The sequence below is a fragment of the Pleomorphomonas sp. T1.2MG-36 genome (assembly GCF_950100655.1).
In the GTDB taxonomy this organism is placed as follows: domain Bacteria; phylum Pseudomonadota; class Alphaproteobacteria; order Rhizobiales; family Pleomorphomonadaceae; genus Pleomorphomonas.
The window spans coordinates 1,002,402-1,020,750 of sequence record NZ_CATNLY010000001.1 but is presented as its reverse complement, the minus strand read 5'-3'; the positions used below and the strand labels follow the sequence as shown (position 1 = coordinate 1,020,750).

The window sequence follows — 18,349 nt, the reverse complement described above, 5'->3', positions numbered from 1 at the left end:
ATGCTCTAGGAGGCTATGTTGGTTTCAGCTCATCCGGGACGGCGAATGGTTTCCGCCGCGGCGCTCTGCCTGGCGTTCGCGCTCGCCGGCTGTTCGACGCTTGGCCTGGCAAGCACGCCCAAGCCCGACGACATCTATGATCTTGCCGCGCCCACGGCCTTCGACGGCGCGACCAAGCGGTCTTCGGCCCAGCTTCTCGTGCCGCTGCCGAGCGCCAGCGATGCGCTCGCCTCGGAGCAAATTGCCGTGCGTTCCCATGGCGGATCGATCTCGTACCTGCCGGGCGTGTCCTGGTCGGACGAGCTGCCGCCGCTGGTTCAGACGATCATGGTCCGGGCCTTCGAGAACTCCGGCCGGATCAAGGCGGTCGGCAAGCCGGGCGAGAGCCTGGCCATCGACGATCAGGTGATCGTCGACATTCGCGCCTTCGAGCTGGACGTCACCGGCTCGCCGATGGCGCGCGTCACCCTGGGCGTCAAGCTGCTGGACGAGCGGACCGGCAAGGTGCGGGCGAACCGCGTCTTCGACGTCACCCGTCCCGCGTCCTCCGACCGCCCGAAGGACGCCATCGCGGCGATCGATCAGGCCACTTCCGCGGCTGTGGCCGACGTGGTGGTCTGGACGGCGTCGGCGCTGTAGTCCGGTTCTTCTGTCTCTTCACCAGCGCAAAACGCGTCGGCCGAGCAGGAAGCCCGTCGCCGTCACCATGGATATGGCGATGGTGTACCAGGTCGCCACGAACAGCGGGCTGTCGTCGGGGCAGTGCCAGGCATAGATGGCGGCCGCGATGCCGCCGGCCGAAAGGCCCGCCAACGCGCCGGCCAGCCCAGGGTTTTCCGGAGCGCCCTGGCGGACGGAGTAGAGCAGGGCGGCGAGGGGTGCCGCTGCAAGGGTGGGCACGAAGACGAGGCAGAAACTCCAGTGCTGCCCTTTCAGGCTCGGCTCCCAGGCGCCTTGCGGCAGGACGATCAGCTCGGTCGCGATGCCGCCCAGCAGGAGCAGGAGCGGCCAGAGAAGCGAAAGGCCCGCCGAGCGCAGGGAGATCCCCGGCTTGCCGATCAGGAAGGCCAGGCGCGTCGAGGTGAGCGCCAGCAGCAGGGTGAGGCCGAGCTTGAACTGGACGCGCGGCGTCCCGATGGCGTCGGCCATGTTGTCCCGAACGCCATAGGTCGATAGCAGCAAGCCGGTGGAGACCGCCAAGCCGATCGCCAGCGCGATCAGGAACACGTGTGCGAAGCGGACGCGTACCTTCGCATCCTTCGCCAGCAGTTCGATCAGGTCATCCGTTTGCACGTCCGTCGCTCCGATAGAGGGCGGCCAGCCCTTTCAACGCCCGATGCAGTGCCACCCGTACGGCGCCTTCCGTCATTTGCAGTCGCTCGGCCGTTTCGCGAATGCCGGCACCGCCGAGCGAGATGGATCGCACGATCTCGCGCTGTGGGTTCCGCAGGCCGTCGACCAGGCGATCGACATCGATCTGCTCGGTCGCTTCTGCCTGGGGTATGGATTCAAGGGTTTCCATCACGTCATCGATCGGAATGCTGACGTGGCGGCCGCGCCGACGCAGGCTGTCGATCAGCTTGTTGCGCACGATGGACGACAACCATGGACCGACGGGGCGTGAGACGTCCCAGGTTCCGCGCTTCAGGTGAACGGCCAGCAGGACCTCCTGCACCACGTCTTCAACCTCGCTCGGCGGGGCGCCGTACTGATCGCATCGGCGTCGGGCGACCGACCGGAGATAGGGCGTCACGGCCTTCAGGAAGCGGTGATAGGCCAGCGTGTCGCCGGCCATCGCCGCACTCATCCAGGCCGCCCATTCCTCTTCCCGGGCCGAATGGTTCATCCGCCATGTTCCCCCGCGCGGACCGGTATCGTCTTTGTCGACGTCTTCTGGCCGCCTTTGGACCGACACGGAGATACCGGGGCCAGATGAACGCATCGGCGGGCAAAAGGCAAGGGAACCGGGGCGTTGTCCTTGCCCTGTCGAGCCGGAGGGAGAAAGCGGCAAGACGGGGTCGGCTCCGGTCACGATCGACGAGCGCTCAGGCGGGCGATCCTCGCGATCGCCCTGTCGAGCGAGAGGCGTCCGGGTCCGTGGCGCATGAGGGCAAGCGCCATCGCAGCCCAGGTGAGATGGATCGGCCAGCCATCGGGAACCGTGGCCTGGATGACGGCCGTCATCAACATGAGGCCGAGAGCGGCGAAGCGAGTGCCCAGCCCAAGAACGAGCAGCACCGGAAGGACGACCTCGCCGCCGCCGGACAGGAACGCCATCGCTTCCGGCGCCGGGAAGGGGTAGGGACCTCCCGGCAGGTGCAACATGAACTCCTGGCCGAACAGATAGACCGCCGTTTCGTTCAGTTGCAGGAAGCCCTCCCATTTCAGAATGCCGGACCGCCAGAAGGGCACGGCGAGAGCGAGGCGGAGGATGGCCGGCACGATATCCGGCTGCGCCATCCTGCCGACGACACCATCGGCCGATGCCACGAGCGTCGCGAAGGAAAAACGGGCGTCTTGGCGCGGCATTGATTCAGGCAGGCTCGACATCGGAGACCTCCGTCTCGGCGCGGGAGAAGGCGCCGGCGGCGATCATCTCGCAGATGGCGCCGGACAGATCGAAGGCGGGGTCGGCTGCGAGGGCCGCGTCGGCGGCGGCTGCCAGGCTCTCTCCACCCAGCAGCGCGTTGAGGAACGCGAGATTGCCGGAGGGGAGGAGACGAATGGTCACCTCGTCGTCGAGCCGCGTGATCAACCCGCCCTCGGGCCGATCCTCCACACGACAGACGGGGCCGGCGCTCCGATTTGCCGCGAAGATGGTGACGGCCGGATGGACCGAGGAGATCAGCCGCGTCGCCGGATGCGGGGTGAAGACCAGCCCGTCCAGCTTCTCGGGCGGCACGTTCGACAGCGTCTCGGCCTTGAGGGTGGGGGCGTCGGCGGCGTGATAGCTGTCGAGCCACAAACGCTCGATCCGCGCCACGTCCGAAAGCCAGGGCATGTCCGCCGCATGGTCGTAGCAGTCGATGAAATCCGGAAAGGCTCGCCCGTATTCGAACAGCAGCGGTGAGGCGGGAGGTGTCTCCCGCACATGGAAGCGGGCCATGGCGCGGAAGAAATCCGACCCCGTGATGCGCTCGACCGCCGGAAAGATCGAGGCCAGGGCGTCGATCAGGCTGACGGTGACGTTGTTGCGATAGACGTTGTAGCGCGCCTCGGCTCGTTTGCCGCGTGGTCCCGTTACCAGTGTGGGAACAGACCTGCCGGGGGCAAGCAGCGCGGCCGAGAACGGCCCGGCGTAGTCGATCCCGAAGTCGGGCCCGTTGGGCTGGAGTGGGAGGATGTCAGCCGAACGCATGGGACGGCTCTCCTTGGGCATGGCGATCAAGGATGGCTTGCGCGGCACTCGCCTCGGCGCGCAGTACGGGCCACGCGGGAATCTGGCTGTCCCACTCGATCAGCGTGGGGATTGGACCCCGGCGGGCAATCACGAGCTCGTAGAGGCGCCAGACGGCGTCGGCGACCGGTCCGTCGTGGCTGTCGATCAGCAGCAGGTCGCCCTCGTCGTCTTCCTGCTCGGCATGACCGGCCAGATGGATTTCGCCGACCTGCGACAGCGGGAAGTCGCCGAGGTAGTTGAGTGCCGAAAAGCCGTGGTTGGTGGCCGAGACGAAGACGTTGTTGATGTCGAGGAGCAGACCGCAGCCGGTTCGCCGCGAGATCTCCCGGATGAACTCGGTTTCGCTCATCGAGGAGGCCGCGAACAGCACGTAGGTCGAAGGGTTCTCCAAGAGGATCGTACGGCCGATCGCGGTCTGCATTTCATCGACATGGTCGCAGACGCGGGACAGCGTCGCGCTTGTGTAGGGCAGCGGCAGCAGGTCGTTCAGATAGGTGCCGAGGTGGGTAGACCAGGCCAGATGCTCGGAGACCAGCGCCGGCTCGTATCGGTCGACGAGGCGCCGGAAGCGGGCGAGGTGCTCCCTGTCGAGCGGCTGCGGCCCGCCGAGCGACATGCAGACGCCGTGCAGCGAGAGGGGATGATCCCGTCGTACCCTTTCGAGCGCCCGATGCGGAGGCCCGCCGCTACCCATGTAGTTCTCGGCATGCACTTCGAAGAAGCCTTGGGAGGCGGTCTCCGCGATGATGACCGGGAGGTGTTCCGGCTTGAAGCTCGTTCCTGCCTGTCCGGCCGGAGAAAATGCCGGAAAGCGGAGCGGGGCATCAGCCTTTGTGGAAGAGCCGGTCATCCTTTCGATCGTGGCCATTGCCATCTCCGCTTTCCGGAATCTCGTGCCGGGCGGCGGGCAAATGCCGCCGCCTTGTCGTGTCTGCGGAGGCTAGATGTCGCGGTCGAGCGGCATGAGCGAGCCGTGGCGGCCGCCCGGCAGCTCCAGCGAGGCGCAGGTGCCGCCCTGCACGAACTTCCAGGCGTTGCCCTGGAAGTCCATCATCGACGTTCCCTGGCAGGTGGTTCCCGGACCGGCGGCGCAGTCATTCTGGCCCTTGAGCGCCACGCCGTAGCACTTCTCCTTGTGGGCGGCGGTCGCAGCGTCGGCCTCGGCCTGGGTCAGGGGACTTGCGCTCGCCAGGGTGGCGAGGGCCGAGGTGATCGCGCCGGCAAGAAGGGTCGTGGTGATCGAAGCCTTCAGCATCCGTGTTCTCCGTAGTTCGACGTGCGCCATTGTCGGGGCACATCCGGTACTCGGAGGCGGAGGGCGTTTTGTTACAGAGGACGCGATCACGAACGCGTGATCGATCGTTGGGCCGGCCGGAAATGGAAAAGGGCGCCGCGTGGCGCCCTTTCGCATGTTGCTCTGTCCTCAGGCTCAGGCGAGCTTGCCGCTGGCGTGGGCCAGGAGCGTGTAGACCTTGCCGGTATCGGAGTTCAGGTAGTTCTCGGCGAGGCGGCCGTTCGGGTCCTTCTGGACGGCTTCCTCGTAGAGCGCGCTGAAGTGGTCGATGTAGCGGTCGACCGCCTCGCGGAAGTCGGCCTCGCGGCCGTAGCGGCGGCGAACCTCGTCGAAGGTCTGCTGGCCCTGCAGCGTGTAGACGCGACGCGTGAACACGTTGCTGTCGCCGCGCCGGTAACGGTCCCAAAGATCCGCATAGGAGTCGGGATCGATCGACCGGGCGATGTCCGAGCTCAGCGAGCCCAGGCCATCGAGCGGGTTGCCGCTCTTGCTGCCACGATCGGACGACGGCAGGCGAGGCGAGGGGGTCTCCTCGTCGTTGACGCGACGCAGCAGGTCGGAAATCCAGCCGCTGGACCGCTCGCCACGGTCCTCGGCGGCGGGCTGCCGCGTCGGCTCCTGGCGCCGCTCGGCGACGGCCGGGCGGGGAGGCTGGTTGGCCGGCTGGCGGCTGAAGGCACGCGGCTCGGACGGCTGCTGGCTGGGCTGCGACGGCTTCTGAGCCGGCAGGCTGCGGTGCGACGACGCCTGAGCCGATGCCTGGGCACGAACCGGCATGTCGGCTGCGGCCTCACCGGGCAGCTGGCGCGAAACGATCTCGGAGAGTTCGTTCAGGGCGCGGATCTGCTCGCTGACGACGCGGCGCATGGCGGCGGTGTGCTGGCTGGTCTCCTCCGGCAGGTCGAGGACGCCGCGGCTCAGATCCTCGCGGATCTGTTCCAGCTCCCGGCCGACGGCGCGGGTGGCCTTGCGCATTTCCTCGGTGGCGCCGGCGAAGCGGTCGACCGCCGAGCCGATGGACGTGTTGATCTCGGAGATCAGCTCGCCGCGCACCCGCTCGATGGTGACCTGCGTCTTGCGGCCTTCCTCTTCGGCGTTGACCGACAACTGCTCGAGCTGCTGGGTGACGCCGTTCATGGCCGTCTCGGCATTGCGGGCCAGCTGGTAGCCGACGTCGCGGGCGCGGCGCTCGGCGTTGGACAGCGTGTCCTGGATCTGGCCGGCGATGGACTGCAGGCTTTCGGACATCGTCTCGGTCCGCTCCTGCAGCGTGGAGACCACGCCGTCGAGTGCCGAGAGGCGATCGCCGATGACGCCCTGGAGCGTACCGCCGACCGACGACAGCGCGCGGGCCGACGACTGCAGGTCGCCGGTCTGCTCGGAGAGCGAGGAGGCGATGGTGCCGATATCGGCCAGCACCGTGCGCGACACTTCGCGCAGCACCTCGGTCGTTTCGGCGACGGTGGTGCTGGAGGCCGTGGTGTCGGCGACGACGCGGTCGAGAGCCAGGCGAAGGTCGCCGGTCTGCTGTTCCAGGCCGCGCTCGATGCGCGACAGGTTGCCCGCCGCCTGATCGACGAGGCTGCGGAGGCTCCGGTTGGCGCCGTCCACCTGTTCCAGCACGGCGATGACGTCGGTCTTGACGCGCGTCGTGGTGTCGTCGAGCGACTGCAGGACGTCGCGGCCCTGGTCGTCGAAGGTGGCCATCAGCGACAGCGTCGCCTGCTTCAGCGCATCCGCCGCGTCGTTGCCGCGCTGGGTGATGGCACGGCTGACGCCCTCGCCACCCTTGGCCAGCGCCGCCAGAACGTCGCCCGCCGCGTTGCGGACCATGCTGGCAACTTCCTCGCCACGGCTGCCGACGGCCTCGTCGAGGGCGCGGGTTCCGGAGAGGAAGGCGTTGGCAAGGTCGCCGCCGCGGCCGTCCACCAGATCGGCCAGCTCGGCCATGCGGCGGGTCACGACGTCGACCACCTTCTCGGCGCGGCTGTCCATGGCGTCGGCGGCGGCCTCGGTGCGGGCATTGAGCACCGTTTCGAGATCGCGCGTCGCGTCGGTGAGGCGCTCGGTGGCGGCGGCGATGGCCGCTGCCAGGATCTCGCTCGACCGTTCGGTCTCGCCGGCGATGCGGCCGGTGACCGCTTCGGCCGAGCCGATGAGGTTGGAGCGGGCACGGGCGGTCTCTTCCGACAGACGGTCGGTGACCTCGTCGATGGCGCCGATCAGGCCGGCACGCGCCTTCTCGCTTTCCGCCGCCATGCGGCCGGTGACGTCGTCGACCGAGCCGATGATGGTGTCGCGGACGCGCTCGCTCTCGCCGACGAGGCGGCCTTCGACGGCGGTGATCGCCTCGTAGACGTTCTCGCGCGCCTTCTGGCTCTCGTTGGAGAGCACGTCGGACAGGGTGGTGATGAGCTCGTTGAGGGTGCCGTGCGTTTCGTCGCGCAGGCTGGCGAGCCGATCCTCGGCGCCGGCCAGCGACTGGCTGACGGCGAGCGAGGTGTTCTCGCCCTCGGCGGCAAGGCGCATCGCGGCGCCGTCGATGGCGGTGACCACGACGCTGCGGACCTGCTCGCTCTCGCCGGCAAGGCGCTCGGACATGCCTTCCAGCACGCCGGCAACAACGTCGCGAGCCCGAACGGAGCCGCTTTCCATCTCGTGGGCGATGGCGTCCATGGCCTCGGTGACGATGGCCTTGGCCCGGTCGGCCTCGACGCGCAGCTTGTCGGTGGCCGCTTCCACGGACCCGGTGAGGTCCTCACGGGCACGGGCGCTTTCCTTCTGCAGCACGGAGGCGGCATTGATGAGGGCGCGGGCCAGTTCCTCGCGAGCCGTCTCGGTCTGGCTGCCGAGCATGTCGACGATGGAGGCGAGGCGCTGGGTGAGCGACACTTCCAGCGAGTTGGCGCGGCTGTCGAGCGTCTCGGCAACCTCGAACACCTTGGAGCCGAGCGACACGTTGATCTCGGCCACCTTGTCGGCCAGCGTCTCGGTGAACTCCTCGGTCTTGCGCTGCAGCGAGCGACCGACGGCGTCGAGGCGGCCTTCGATGGCGTCGACCATTTCCGACTGGCCGGCCGAGAAGGCCTGGGCCAGATCGCGGGTGCGGGCCATCAGCGTTTCGGTGATCTGGCGGGCACGACCGTCGAGGGCGTGGTCGATCAGCTCGATGCGGTTGTCGAGGGTGCCGGTCAGCGAGTCCGCCTTGTCGGCGAAGGTGCGGGTGGCATCCTCAAGGCGCTTGCCGACGCTGCCGTCGAAGGCGGACAGCTGGACTTCCAGCGCGGCGCCGAAGCTGCCGGCGCGACCTTCCAGCGACGAGAGCACCGCCTGGGTACGGCCATCGAGCGTCTCGACGAGGGAGCCGGAGCGCTTGTCGAACTCGGAACCCAGCCGTTCGACGCGCTCGTCGATGAGGCTGGTGATGGCGCCGGAGCGGCCGCTGAGCGTCGTCTCAAGGGCATTGGTGCCCTCGGCGAGGGCGTTCTGGATGGTGAGGGTACGCTCGGCGAGCGCCGCTTCGATGCGGGCGATCTGCTCTTCAAGCGAGCCGTCGAGCATCGACGTGCGGCTGACGAGGCTTTCCACCAGCTCGGCGGCGCGGCCGTTGATGATCTCGTCGAGCACGCGGATGCGCTCGGCGAAGCTCACCGACATGCTGTCCGAACGGTCGTCCAGCAGGTTGGCGATCTGGCTGCCGGCGGCAAGGATGGTCTCGGCGACGCGCTCGCCACGGGCGTTGACGGCACGGGCGATCTCGGCGCCGATGGTCGACAGGCGCTCGGAGAACAGGCTGCCGCTGTCGGCGAGCAGCGTCTCCACCGACAGCGTGGCGCCGTCGATGATGCCGCGGATCGACGTGGTGCGGTCGTCCATCATGCGGGCGACTTCCTGGCCGGACGCGGCGATGCGGTCGGCAAGGTCGTAACCGTTGACGTTGATCGCCGTGTGGACGGCCTCACCGGTGGTCGCCAGCTTGTTGACGAGGTCGGTGCCGCGCTCGGTGATCGTCGTGGTGATCAGGTTGCCGGTCTGGTCGAGGCGGTCGGTGATCTCGCCGCCACGGATCGACAGGTCGAGCAGCACGCCCTCGGAAGTGGAGCGCAGCGTCTCGTTGATGGTGCTGATCTTCTCGGCCATCGCCTTGGAGGCTTCGTCCGTGGTGCGGGCAACCTGCTCGCTGACGGCGAAGGCGCGCTGGGAGATGTCCTCGGCGAAGGTCTGGCCGGAGCGGGCCAGCGTCTCGTCGATCTCGCGAGTGCGCAGCGTGAGGTTTTCCTCGAGGGCGGCGACGGTGGTGTCGATCGAGAAGATGATGGCGTCGCTGCGGTCGCGCAGCAGCGTCTCAAGCGAACCGGTGCGGCTCTCCAGGGTGGAGGCGATCTCCTGCGACCGTTCGGTCAGCACCCTGTCGAGATTGTCGGTGCGGGTGAGGAGCTGCGTTTCCATGACCGACGTCGAGGTGGCGACGGTCGAAACGAGTTCGTTGACGCGGTGGCCGATGGTGCGGTCGAAGTTGGCCGACTGCTCGGCCAGCGTGGCGCCGAACAGTTCGGCGCGCGTCGCCAGCGTCTCGGCCAGCTCGTTGGTGCGGCCGGAGATCGTCTGGTCGATCAACTGGGTCTTGTCGGTCAGCTCGGCGCTGAGTTCGCTGGTGCGCGCCTCGATGGTGCTGGCGAGCTGGGCGGAACGCAGGGCGAGCGTGCTCTCCAGGGCCTCGCTCTTTTCGGAGAGCGCGGTGGAGAACTCGGCGGTGCGGCTTTCCAGCGTGGCGCCGATCTCCTCGGCCTTCTCGCCGAGGGTCTTGCCGAGCTCGAAGGTGCGGACCGACAGCGTCGACGACAGTTCGTCGGAGCGGGCGGCGATGGAGGAGACGATTTCCTCGGTCCGGGCAGACAGCGTAAAGGCGATGTCGGCGGTACGGTCGGTGAGCGTCGACGACAGCTCCTCGGACCGGGCGGCCAGGGTCGAAACCAGCTCCTCGGTGCGCGAGGCCAGCGTGAAGGCCAGCTCGCCGGTGCCGTCGCTGAGGGCGGACGACAGATCGGCGGCGCGGGTGGCGATGGTCGAGACGAGTTCGTCGGAGCGCTTGGCGAGCTCGCTGCCGAGCTGTTCGGTTTCCTTGCCGATGGCGGAGGTAAGGCGGCCACCTTCCTCGGTGATGGTGCGCGTCAGCGCCTCGCTGCGGGTGGCGATCGCCTCGTTGATGGCGGTGCCGGTCTCGGCAAGGCCGCCGATCAGGCTCTCGCGCTCGGAGCCCAGCGTCGACAGGAAGTCGGCGCCGCGCTTGGCCACGGTCTCGGTGACGGAGTTGCCGGCGGCCTCGAAGGCCAGGGCCAGCTCTTCGGCCTTGGAGCCGAAGGTGCGCGTGACGTTGCGGCCGGTCTCGTCGATGCGGTTGGTGAGGAGATCGCCGGCGGTGCGCAGCTCCTCGGAGAGATTCTGGTGGGCGCCGGAAATGGCAACGCGCGCCTTCTCGGCATTGGCGATGACGCTTTCGCGCTGGTTGACGAGTTCCTCGACGAGGCTGCGGATGCGCAGTTCGTTCTCGGCGTAGGAGCGTTCGAGCGAGGAGACCTCGTTGTGGACCAGCACCTCAAGCTCGCTGGCGCGGGCGAGGGCGCGCTCGATGCCGTCGCCCATGGCGGCGACCTCGCGGCGGATGGCCTGACCAACGGTGACGACATTCTCCTTGGCCGACAGCTCGGGCTCGGCGAGCTTGATGGCGACTTCGGTGAGCGAACGGGCTGCGAGACGGAGATCCTGAGCGCGCCAGATCATGGTGGCGATGGCGAAGAACAGCACCACCGGCGCGACGATGCCGCCGATGAGGGCGAAGCCGTCGGGGCGGGCGAACAGGGCTGTGGGATCGGCCAGGATCGTGAAGTCGCCAAAGGCGGCGCGTGCGACGTAGAAGCCGCCGGCCACCCAGATGACCGAGGCGAGGAGAGCGATCCAGAAGGGGGCAGCCGACGGCCGGCGCTGCATCTGGTAGAGCAGCGTCGAAACAGACCGGCGGTCGTCATTGGCCGGGGCGCGGCCGGGGCGCGCAGAGGTGCGCGGCGCATCGGCCGGATCGGCAAGCGCCTGCCGCTGGGCGGCATCAGAGCTGTCGGGGAAGGTATCCTGGTCTGGCGATCTTTGTGCATCGGCCGAGACGCCGAAGTCGATCTTCAGGGCCTCCTCGACGGCGGAGAGTGCGGCATCATCCGCCGGGTTCGATGCCTTGGTGCTTTTTACCATGATACCCTCATGTCCGCATACTTGAAGCCGGACGGTATCGGAAGCGCACTCCCGGTTGCCGTCCCGGTCGAACCATGCCCTCGCCTGGCCTAGGCGAGACACATGAACTCGGGCTTTCCCGACCGCCATGTGCCTGCAGAACAGACAGCAATGGCTACGCCGGCCGAGGAATGCCTATTAAACGTAATGGCACAACAGGCCCTTCCGGACAAGGAAAGCTCCCCTGGCGGCCGGTATTGTTAACAAGCCGCTAATAGGCGTCGAACATTGTTATTCATCTTCCGGTTGTTATTTCCGAACCCGAGGGCGGATGTTCAAGAAGCCGACGATCCCTCGCCGTTGGTTCGCATGCCGGCGTCCGAAGTGGCGAAGATGCCGGGCAGACACAGTCAAGACGCTAGGCTATCGAGTTGAATATTGGCTTAAAACATATGGTTACCGACCCTGTCGCCCGCTGTCGCGATCTCGGCCATCCCTCGGGCGGGGGTCGGCTCCGGACCTCTCGGGCAAGCGACCATGCTTCACGGCGGCAACAGGCGTGGATTGCATCGGACGAATTAACCATATCTTCAGAATTCCGGCCGCTCCTCGGAGCAGGCGGGGCAACTTCGCGTCCCGCCCGGTACCCGTGCGGAGGCGCGGACGGCCCTCTTTGACGGCAATGAGGCGACAGCGATGAACGACGACGAGCGGACGGCCGGCTCTCCCATCGACCTGCGGCACCTTGCCGAACAGACCTTCGGCAACGCCGATCTCGAAGCCGAAGTGCTGCGTCTCTTCCTCAAGCAAAGTCGCGACTGCCTGGACCGGCTTTCGGCGGAACCCGACGCTCGGGTCGCGCATCTTCTGCTCGGCTCGGCGCGCGGCATCGGGGCGAGGGCGGTGGCCGAGGCGGCGTCGGCGCTTGAGGCCGCCCTGTTGCGCGGCACCGACGGCGGTTCCGATCTGGCCCGGCTGAGGGAGGCGGTTGCCGCCGCCACCGCCTTTATCGAGATGCGTCTCGGCGGCAGGGGTTGACGGCGGCCGACGCTGCTATATGTGCAGATACCAATGGAGCGAACGTGAGATCCGACCACGGGCGGGCCCTGGCCACCGATCGGGTATCGAGTTCGAATACGACGGTGAAACAGTAACTTGCCGATGGTTTCCGGTCTTTGCCTTTCGCACCCGCTGTCGCCGGGGGGCGGGGCGGCGAAGTCGGGCCATTGGCCGGAAGGGCCGCGCCCCGCAGCAACAGGTTTCCATGCCCAAGATCAGCTACATCTCCCATGACGGCAGCCGCTACGAAGTGGAGGCCGAGGTCGGCACCACGGTGATGGAAAATGCCGTCAAGAATCTCGTTCCCGGCATCGAGGCAGAGTGCGGCGGCGCCTGCTCCTGCGCCACCTGCCATGTTTATGTCGACGAGGCCTGGGTGGCCGCCACCGGCGAACCCGAGCCGATGGAGGAAGACATGCTGGACTTTGCCGCCGACCCCAGGCCGACGTCGCGCCTGTCCTGCCAGATCAAGGTGAGGGACGATCTCGACGGACTGGTGGTACATATCCCGGCGCGGCAGGCCTGAATGGCGCCGAGGCGCGCCGTTATCCTTAATTCCTAGTTTAGATTGCTTCCAGCCGGCCGCCGGCATTAAAGATGAGTTCCCCCACGGACTTTGCCCGTCGGGTTGTCGCCGCAGCGTGGCCGGACCGGTTCCGGCATGCCGGCAGCGAACTGGAGCGTCGCCATGCGCATGAAGGCACTCGACGGCTGGAGAGGAATCGGCGCGCTCGCCGTCTGTTTCATCCATCTGCAGCTCAACGGTTTCCTGACGTCGGCGCCCTCGCTCGACTCCTGGATTCTGGCGGTCGACTTCTTCTTCGTTCTCTCCGGCTTCGTCATGGCCCGCGTCTATGCCGACGATCTCATCGACGGTCAGCGGGTCGCGGTGTTCGTGGTGCGGCGCCTCGGCCGACTGTGGCCGCTGCATGTCTTCATGCTGGCGCTGTTCATCGTCGTCGAGCTGGCGAAGCTGGCGCTCCAGCGCGAAACCGGCTTCTCCTCGGAGCATGCCGCCTTCACCGGCCCCCGAAATCCCTACGATATCCTGCCGATCGCCCTGTTCCTGCAGACGGCCCGCCTGGGTCCCGAACTGACCTGGAACTTCCCGAGCTGGAGCATTTCGGCCGAAGTCTGGGCCTATGCCGTTTTCGCGCTGGTAGCCATCCGCACCGCCGGGCGTCCGGGCCGACGAGTGCTCGTCGCCGGGGCCATCGCGGTCGTCGCCTGGCTGGTCCTCTTCGTCGACGTCACCGGACGCGGCATGCTCAGCACCGACGTGTTCGGCATCGTCCGCTGCCTTCTCGGCTTCTTCACCGGCGTCGTCGCCGAATGGCTGCACCGGCGGGGAACGCTCTCTACCCTTGCCGGCGGGAAGGCCGAAATCCCGACGGTGCTGGCCGCCATCGCTTTGCTGTGGGTCGCAGCCTCGCTACCGGCCGCGCACTATGCCGCGCCGCTGGTGTTCTTTGCCCTGGTGTTCGCCCATGCCAGCGATCGCGGCCCGCTGTCGCGCCTGATGTCGACCACGCCGATGCAATGGCTCGGGCGTCTGTCCTACTCGATCTACCTGACCCACCTGTTCCTCGTCGCCTATGTCGTGCCGCGCCTGTCGCAGACGGTCAGCCAGTTCCTGCCAGACTCCGTGGCGTTGCGCGAGGCGGCGGTCGGGGCGATCTACATCGCCTGGGTGCTAGCGCTGTCGGCGGTGACGTGGCGGTTCATCGAGCTGCCCGGCCAGCGCCTGGCGGCAAGGATCGCCAAGCGCATCGGCGGGTCTCAGACGTTGAGCAGCAAGTACTCGCGCTCCCAGCTCGAAATGACCCGGTTGTAAAGCCTGAGCTCGAGCTGCTTGACGTCGATATAGGCCTCGACGAAACGGGAGCCCAGCACGGCCTTCAGCCGCTCGCACTCGCCGAGTTCGATGAGCGCGTCCGACAGGTGGATGGGTAGCGTCACACCCAGCGTCTTGGCGTCGACGGTCACCGCCTCATCAGGCTCCAGCTTGTCCTCAAGGCCGATCAGGCCGCAGGCCAGCGTCGTCGCCATGGCGATGTAGGGGTTGCTGTCGGCGCCGATCACCCGGTTCTCGACGCGGCGGGATTCCGGCCCGGAGTCCGGCACGCGCAGGCCGCATGTCCGGTTGTCGCGGCCCCAGTGGACGTTGATCGGCGCGTCGCTTTCCAGGCGAATGCGGCGGTAGCTGTTCACGTTGGGGCAGAACAGGCTCATGGACTTCGGCACGTAGCGCTGCAGGCCGCCGATATAGTGGCCCAGCTTCTCGGTGTCCGTGCCGTCGGGGTTGGCGAAGATGTTGCCGCCATCGCCGACGCGCACCACCGACTGGTGGATGTGGGTGGCCGAGCCCGGCATCTCCTGGTGCGGCATGGCCATGAAGGTGGCGACCATGCCGAACTTGCGGGCGGCGAGACGGGCGGTTCGCTTGAACAGGAAAGTCTGGTCGGCGAGCTCGATCGGATCGCCGTGGCGGAAGTTCATTTCGAGCTGGGCCGGCCCGGCCTCGTGCGCCATGGTGGCGATCTCGATGCGCGAGGCCTCGCAATAATCGTACATCTGGTTGACGACGTGGTCGTAGTCGTTGGCGTGCTCGATGCCATAGGCTTGGCTGCCGCTCTCCTTGCGGCCGGAAAGGCCGATCGGCACTTCGAGCGGCAGGTCTGGGTCGTCGTTCTGGCCGGTCAGGTAGAACTCGACCTCCGGCGCCACCACCGGGCGGATGCCATGGGCGGCATAGAGTTCGGTGACGTGGCGCAGCACCGAGCGCGGCGCGAAGTCGACGAGGCGCCCGTCGGCGAAGTAACAGTCGCAGATCACCTGGGCGGTCGGCTCGTCATACCAGGGCACGAGGCGCAGGGTGGCAAGGTCGGGAATGCAGCGGACGTCCCGGTCGAGCGGGTTGACGATCTTGCTTTCGACGGCGCTGTCGCCGGTCACCGCCTGGAAGAACACGAACTCCGGCAGGCGCACGCCGGCGTCGATGATGCGGATGAAATCCTCACGCGGCACGATCTTGCCGCGCATGATGCCGTTCATGTCCGGGATGATGCACTCGACCTCGGTGATGCGACGGTCTCGGAGCCAGTGGATGGCGTCGGCCTGGTTGGAAAATCGCGGCGCAACGTCTGAAGAGGTGGGCATGAAGCAATCCTCGACGACCCGGACCGACCGGATTCGCAGGCCCCATGGGGCAGCGGATCGTCGAGGCCGCGTCGGCAGCCCGGAATCAGGTTAGAATGATTGGACATTACGCCAAGTCCGGCGAGATGGGAGTCCCGGAGGCCGCCAATGCCACGCCTTTTTCTTCTCCGACACGCCAAGTCGCCGCCGTCCGTGCCCGGCCAGAAGGACTTCGACCGGCCGCTCGCCGCACGGGGCAGGGCGGCGGCGACGGCGGTCGGTCGCCACATGGCCGACCAGGGATACTTGCCCGACCTCGTGCTCTGCTCGCCTTCGGCACGGACGCGCGAGACGCTCGACGGGGTGAGGCCGTTCCTGCCGGGCCTCGCTGCCACCTATGTCCGCGACCTCTACGAGGCCTCGCTCGGCGCCATGCTCAAGGCGATCGCTGCCCACGCCGATGCGGCCGAGCGGCTTCTGGTGGTGGGCCACAATCCCTCGATCCACAGGCTGGCTGAGACGCTGCCGGGGGAGGGCGATCCCGCCTTGCTGGCAGGCCTCTCGGCGCGGTTTCCGACCGCCTCGCTCGCCGTGATCGAGTTCTCCGGCGCCTGGGCCGATCTTGCTGCGGGGGACGGGCGGCTGGTCTCCTTTGTCACGCCGGCCGATCTTGGTGGTCCTGACGGCGACTAAGCCATTGTTCTGGTGCGGCCCGTGCCTACATAGAGGCGCGGCGCCTTTCGCGCCGGACGAGGTTCGACGAAGTCGTGAGCTTCACCACGCTTTCCGACGAAGCGCGCATCGCGCTCGACAACATGGCCGATTTCGCCTGGAGCCTCGGCTCGCCGTCGCTGAGGCTCGGCGTCACCGGACTTTCACGCGCCGGCAAAACCGTGTTCATCACGGCGCTGATCCACAACCTGATCCACGGTGGCCGGCTGCCGATGTTCGAGCCGTGGCGGGCGGGGCGTCTTCTCGGCTCCGACATCCGGCCGCAGCTCCATCCCGACGTTCCGACCTTCGATTACCGCGGCCATGTGCGCAAGCTGACCGATGCGCGGGTCTGGCCGGACTCGACGCGCCAGATTTCCGAGCTGCGGTTGACCATCGCCTACGAGAGTGCCACTTTCCTCGGACGGTCGCTGGGGCGCGGCAAGCTCGATCTCGACATCGTCGACTATCCCGGCGAATGGCTCCTGGACCTGCCGCTGCTCTCCAAGACCTACCGGGCCTTCTGCTCCGAGACGCTGGAGCGGGCGCGCGAGCCGCGCCGCAACGCCATCGCTGCCGACTGGCTCACCCATACCTCGGGCATCGACCCCATGGGACCGGCCGACGACGAGGTCGCCGGGCGCCTGCACGAGCTGTTCTCGGCCTATCTCGGCGCGGCGCGCGGCGGCAGCCTGTCGCTATCCATGGTGCCGCCGGGCCGCTTCCTGATGCCGGGCGATCTGGCCGGCTCGCCGGCGCTGACCTTCGCACCTCTCGACCTTCCGGAGACCGGCGAGGCGCCGCGCGACAGCCTCTGGGCGCTGATGGAAAGCCGCTTCGAAGCCTACAAGGACGTGGTCGTCCGGCCGTTCTTCCGCACGCATTTCGCCCGTCTCGACCGGCAGGTGGTGCTGGTCGACGTGCTGGCGGCGCTGAACGGCGGGCGCGAGGCGCTGATCGACCTCGAAGTGGCGCTCGGTGAGATCCTGGCCTGCTTTCGTCCCGGACACTCGTCCTGGCTGGGACAGGTGCTGACGCGCCGCATCGACCGCATCCTGTTCGCCGCCACCAAGGCCGACCATCTTCACCACGCCAGCCACGACCGCCTGGAGCTGATCCTCCGCCGCCTGACCGACCGGGCAATCGCCCGCGCATCGTTTTCTGGCGCCGAGGTGGATGTGAAGGCGCTCGCCGCCGTGCGGGCGACGCGCGAGGCGACGGTGCGGCGCAACGGCGAGAGCCTGCCCTGCATTCTCGGTGTGCCGCAGGAGGGCGAGCTTCTCGACGACCATCTTTACGACGGCAAGGAAGAAATTGCCCTGTTCCCCGGCGATCTTCCGGAGAACCCGCAGGCGCTGTTCCATGCGCCGGAGCCCGACGAGCCGGCCTTCGACGCGCTGCGCTTCCTGCGCTTCCGGCCGCCGCCGGTGGAGGTGACGGCAGAGGGCGTCAGCCTGTCGCTGCCGCATATCCGCCTCGACCGCGCCCTCGATTTCCTGATCGGAGACCGCCTGGCATGACGCGCCGTCCCACCGCCTTCGATCTCGGGGCTGACGACGTCAGCCATGTCCGTCCCGGCGAGGTTCCGCCGTCGGATGCCGCCGTCATCGTCGAGGAAATGGCGGAGACCGAGGATCTGCCCGTTCCGCTGCCGCCTGTCCGTCGGCGCTTTGCCTGGTCGCGGCTGTTTTTCTGCGCCGTGGCCGGCATCCTGTCGCTGGCCATCGGTCTCTGGCTCGACCAACTGGTCCGCGACCTGTTCGCCCGTGAAGACTGGCTCGGCTGGCTGGCGATCGGCCTGATCGTGCTTGCCGGTCTCGCCGTGGTCGCCATCGCCACCCGCGAGATCTCGGGCCTGATCTGGCTGAGGCGCATCGATCGCATGCGGACGCGCGCCGACCTCGCCGCCGTCCGTGACGATCGTCCGGAGGCCGAGGCGGTGGTGGGCGAACTGATGGCGCTCTACGCCGATCGGCCCGATCTGGCGCCCGGCCGCCGGGCCACCGAGGCGCGTGTCGAGGACGTCATCGACGGCCGCGACCGGCTCGTGCTGGCCGAGGCCGACCTTCTCGCCCCGCTGGACGCGGCGGCTCGTCGGCTGGTGTCGGACGCCGCCGCCCGCGTGTCGGTGGTGACGGCGGTATCGCCGCGCGCCGCCATCGACGTCATTTTCGTGGTGGTAGCGACGCTCGGCCTGATCCGCCGGCTCGCGGCGCTCTATGGCGGCCGGCCCGGCTTCATGGGGCTGGCGCGGCTGACCCGGCTGGTCCTCACCCATCTCGCGGTGACCGGCTCGATCGCCGTGGGCGACGGTCTCGCCCAGCAACTGATCGGCCATGGCCTTGCCGCCAAGCTGTCGGCGCGCCTCGGCGAAGGGGTGATCAACGGCCTGCTCACCGCCCGCGTCGGCGTCGCCGCCATCGACGTCTGCCGTCCCTTGCCGTTCCTCGAACGGCGGCGCCCCCAGATCTCCGAGATCATGGCCGGTATCCGTGGGCCGAGTGCCAAATAATGCCGGGTGACAG

At 67.8% G+C, this 18,349-nt stretch carries 15 protein-coding genes; 7 read left to right on the top strand and 8 right to left on the bottom strand.

Going from position 1 to position 18,349, the window contains the following annotated elements; genetic code table 11:
* Positions 1-45 precede the first annotated feature (45 nt).
* Positions 46-639, top strand: a complete 594-nt coding sequence (locus tag QQZ18_RS04765; RefSeq protein ID WP_284538402.1) for an ABC-type transport auxiliary lipoprotein family protein — start codon at positions 46-48, stop codon at positions 637-639.
* Between the two features lie 18 nt (positions 640-657).
* Here QQZ18_RS04765 and QQZ18_RS04760 read toward each other — a convergent pair whose 3' ends face one another.
* The 7 genes from QQZ18_RS04760 to QQZ18_RS04730 all read right to left on the bottom strand — a co-directional run bounded on the left by QQZ18_RS04760 (position 658) and on the right by QQZ18_RS04730 (position 10,937).
* Positions 658-1,293 carry a DUF1109 domain-containing protein gene (locus QQZ18_RS04760; RefSeq protein ID WP_284538400.1) on the bottom strand — a complete coding sequence of 212 codons (636 nt, stop codon included), beginning with the start codon at positions 1,291-1,293 and terminating at the stop codon, positions 658-660.
* Complete coding sequence (locus tag QQZ18_RS04755; RefSeq protein WP_284538398.1) at positions 1,280-1,846, bottom strand: sigma-70 family RNA polymerase sigma factor; 567 nt, start codon at positions 1,844-1,846, stop codon at positions 1,280-1,282. Before QQZ18_RS04755 ends, QQZ18_RS04760 begins: the two co-directional genes overlap by 14 nt.
* Before the next feature lie 182 nt (positions 1,847-2,028).
* Entirely contained in the window at positions 2,029-2,550 is a 522-nt protein-coding gene (locus QQZ18_RS04750) for a DoxX family protein (RefSeq protein ID WP_284538396.1), read from the bottom strand.
* Positions 2,534-3,358 carry an HvfC/BufC N-terminal domain-containing protein gene (locus QQZ18_RS04745; protein ID WP_284538394.1) on the bottom strand — a complete coding sequence of 275 codons (825 nt, stop codon included), beginning with the start codon at positions 3,356-3,358 and terminating at the stop codon, positions 2,534-2,536. The genes QQZ18_RS04750 and QQZ18_RS04745 overlap by 17 nt, the downstream gene beginning before the upstream one ends.
* Positions 3,345-4,268, bottom strand: coding sequence for an MNIO family bufferin maturase (bufB, locus tag QQZ18_RS04740; RefSeq protein WP_446728596.1), 924 nt, complete (start codon positions 4,266-4,268; stop codon positions 3,345-3,347). The genes QQZ18_RS04745 and bufB overlap by 14 nt, the downstream gene beginning before the upstream one ends.
* Positions 4,269-4,340: 72 nt before the next feature.
* The gene (locus tag QQZ18_RS04735; protein WP_284538392.1) at positions 4,341-4,655 is read right to left on the bottom strand and encodes a BufA1 family periplasmic bufferin-type metallophore; all 315 of its coding nucleotides are present in this window, start codon (positions 4,653-4,655) and stop codon (positions 4,341-4,343) included.
* Between the two features lie 174 nt (positions 4,656-4,829).
* A complete protein-coding gene (locus tag QQZ18_RS04730; protein WP_284538390.1) occupies positions 4,830-10,937 on the bottom strand; it encodes an apolipoprotein A-IV repeat region-like domain-containing protein in 6,108 nt (2,035 codons plus the stop codon).
* 675 nt (positions 10,938-11,612) lie between these two features.
* On the opposite strand from QQZ18_RS04730, the gene QQZ18_RS04725 reads away from it, so the two are divergent.
* The 3 genes from QQZ18_RS04725 to QQZ18_RS04715 all read left to right on the top strand — a co-directional run bounded on the left by QQZ18_RS04725 (position 11,613) and on the right by QQZ18_RS04715 (position 13,809).
* Complete coding sequence (locus tag QQZ18_RS04725) at positions 11,613-11,954, top strand: Hpt domain-containing protein (protein WP_284538388.1); 342 nt, start codon at positions 11,613-11,615, stop codon at positions 11,952-11,954.
* A gap of 226 nt (positions 11,955-12,180) precedes the next feature.
* Entirely contained in the window at positions 12,181-12,501 is a 321-nt protein-coding gene (locus QQZ18_RS04720) for a 2Fe-2S iron-sulfur cluster-binding protein (protein ID WP_284538386.1), read from the top strand.
* Positions 12,502-12,636: 135 nt separating this feature from the next.
* Positions 12,637-13,809, top strand: coding sequence for an acyltransferase family protein (locus tag QQZ18_RS04715; protein WP_284538384.1), 1,173 nt, complete (start codon positions 12,637-12,639; stop codon positions 13,807-13,809).
* On the opposite strand, the gene QQZ18_RS04710 is transcribed toward QQZ18_RS04715, so the two are convergent.
* Positions 13,755-15,134: a glutamine synthetase family protein gene (locus QQZ18_RS04710; protein WP_284538382.1), complete on the bottom strand. Its 1,380-nt coding sequence runs from the start codon at positions 15,132-15,134 to the stop codon at positions 13,755-13,757. The genes QQZ18_RS04715 and QQZ18_RS04710 overlap by 55 nt on opposite strands.
* A gap of 147 nt (positions 15,135-15,281) precedes the next feature.
* Between QQZ18_RS04710 and QQZ18_RS04705 the strand changes: the two genes are divergently transcribed.
* The 3 genes from QQZ18_RS04705 to QQZ18_RS04695 all read left to right on the top strand — a co-directional run bounded on the left by QQZ18_RS04705 (position 15,282) and on the right by QQZ18_RS04695 (position 18,336).
* Positions 15,282-15,806: a SixA phosphatase family protein gene (locus QQZ18_RS04705; protein ID WP_284538381.1), complete on the top strand. Its 525-nt coding sequence runs from the start codon at positions 15,282-15,284 to the stop codon at positions 15,804-15,806.
* A 122-nt stretch (positions 15,807-15,928) separates the two neighbouring features.
* Positions 15,929-17,344 carry a YcjX family protein gene (locus QQZ18_RS04700; protein WP_284538850.1) on the top strand — a complete coding sequence of 472 codons (1,416 nt, stop codon included), beginning with the start codon at positions 15,929-15,931 and terminating at the stop codon, positions 17,342-17,344.
* Complete coding sequence (locus QQZ18_RS04695) at positions 17,341-18,336, top strand: YcjF family protein (protein WP_284538379.1); 996 nt, start codon at positions 17,341-17,343, stop codon at positions 18,334-18,336. The genes QQZ18_RS04700 and QQZ18_RS04695 overlap by 4 nt, the downstream gene beginning before the upstream one ends.
* Positions 18,337-18,349 lie beyond the last annotated feature (13 nt).

Excerpts from the sequence above, each read along its gene's own strand:
- QQZ18_RS04765 (WP_284538402.1), top strand. The coding sequence starts at position 46 with ATGGTTTCCGCCGCGGCGCTCTGCCTGGCGTTCGCGCTCGCCGGCTGT.
- QQZ18_RS04755 (WP_284538398.1), bottom strand. The coding sequence starts at position 1,846 with ATGAACCATTCGGCCCGGGAAGAGGAATGGGCGGCCTGGATGAGTGCG.
- QQZ18_RS04750 (WP_284538396.1), bottom strand. The coding sequence starts at position 2,550 with ATGTCGAGCCTGCCTGAATCAATGCCGCGCCAAGACGCCCGTTTTTCC.
- QQZ18_RS04745 (WP_284538394.1), bottom strand. The coding sequence starts at position 3,358 with ATGCGTTCGGCTGACATCCTCCCACTCCAGCCCAACGGGCCCGACTTC.
- bufB (WP_446728596.1), bottom strand. The coding sequence starts at position 4,268 with ATGGCCACGATCGAAAGGATGACCGGCTCTTCCACAAAGGCTGATGCC.
- QQZ18_RS04735 (WP_284538392.1), bottom strand. The coding sequence starts at position 4,655 with ATGCTGAAGGCTTCGATCACCACGACCCTTCTTGCCGGCGCGATCACC.
- QQZ18_RS04730 (WP_284538390.1), bottom strand. The coding sequence starts at position 10,937 with ATGGTAAAAAGCACCAAGGCATCGAACCCGGCGGATGATGCCGCACTC.
- QQZ18_RS04725 (WP_284538388.1), top strand. The coding sequence starts at position 11,613 with ATGAACGACGACGAGCGGACGGCCGGCTCTCCCATCGACCTGCGGCAC.
- QQZ18_RS04720 (WP_284538386.1), top strand. The coding sequence starts at position 12,181 with ATGCCCAAGATCAGCTACATCTCCCATGACGGCAGCCGCTACGAAGTG.
- QQZ18_RS04715 (WP_284538384.1), top strand. The coding sequence starts at position 12,637 with ATGCCGGCAGCGAACTGGAGCGTCGCCATGCGCATGAAGGCACTCGAC.
- QQZ18_RS04710 (WP_284538382.1), bottom strand. The coding sequence starts at position 15,134 with ATGCCCACCTCTTCAGACGTTGCGCCGCGATTTTCCAACCAGGCCGAC.
- QQZ18_RS04705 (WP_284538381.1), top strand. The coding sequence starts at position 15,282 with ATGCCACGCCTTTTTCTTCTCCGACACGCCAAGTCGCCGCCGTCCGTG.
- QQZ18_RS04700 (WP_284538850.1), top strand. The coding sequence starts at position 15,929 with ATGGCCGATTTCGCCTGGAGCCTCGGCTCGCCGTCGCTGAGGCTCGGC.
- QQZ18_RS04695 (WP_284538379.1), top strand. The coding sequence starts at position 17,341 with ATGACGCGCCGTCCCACCGCCTTCGATCTCGGGGCTGACGACGTCAGC.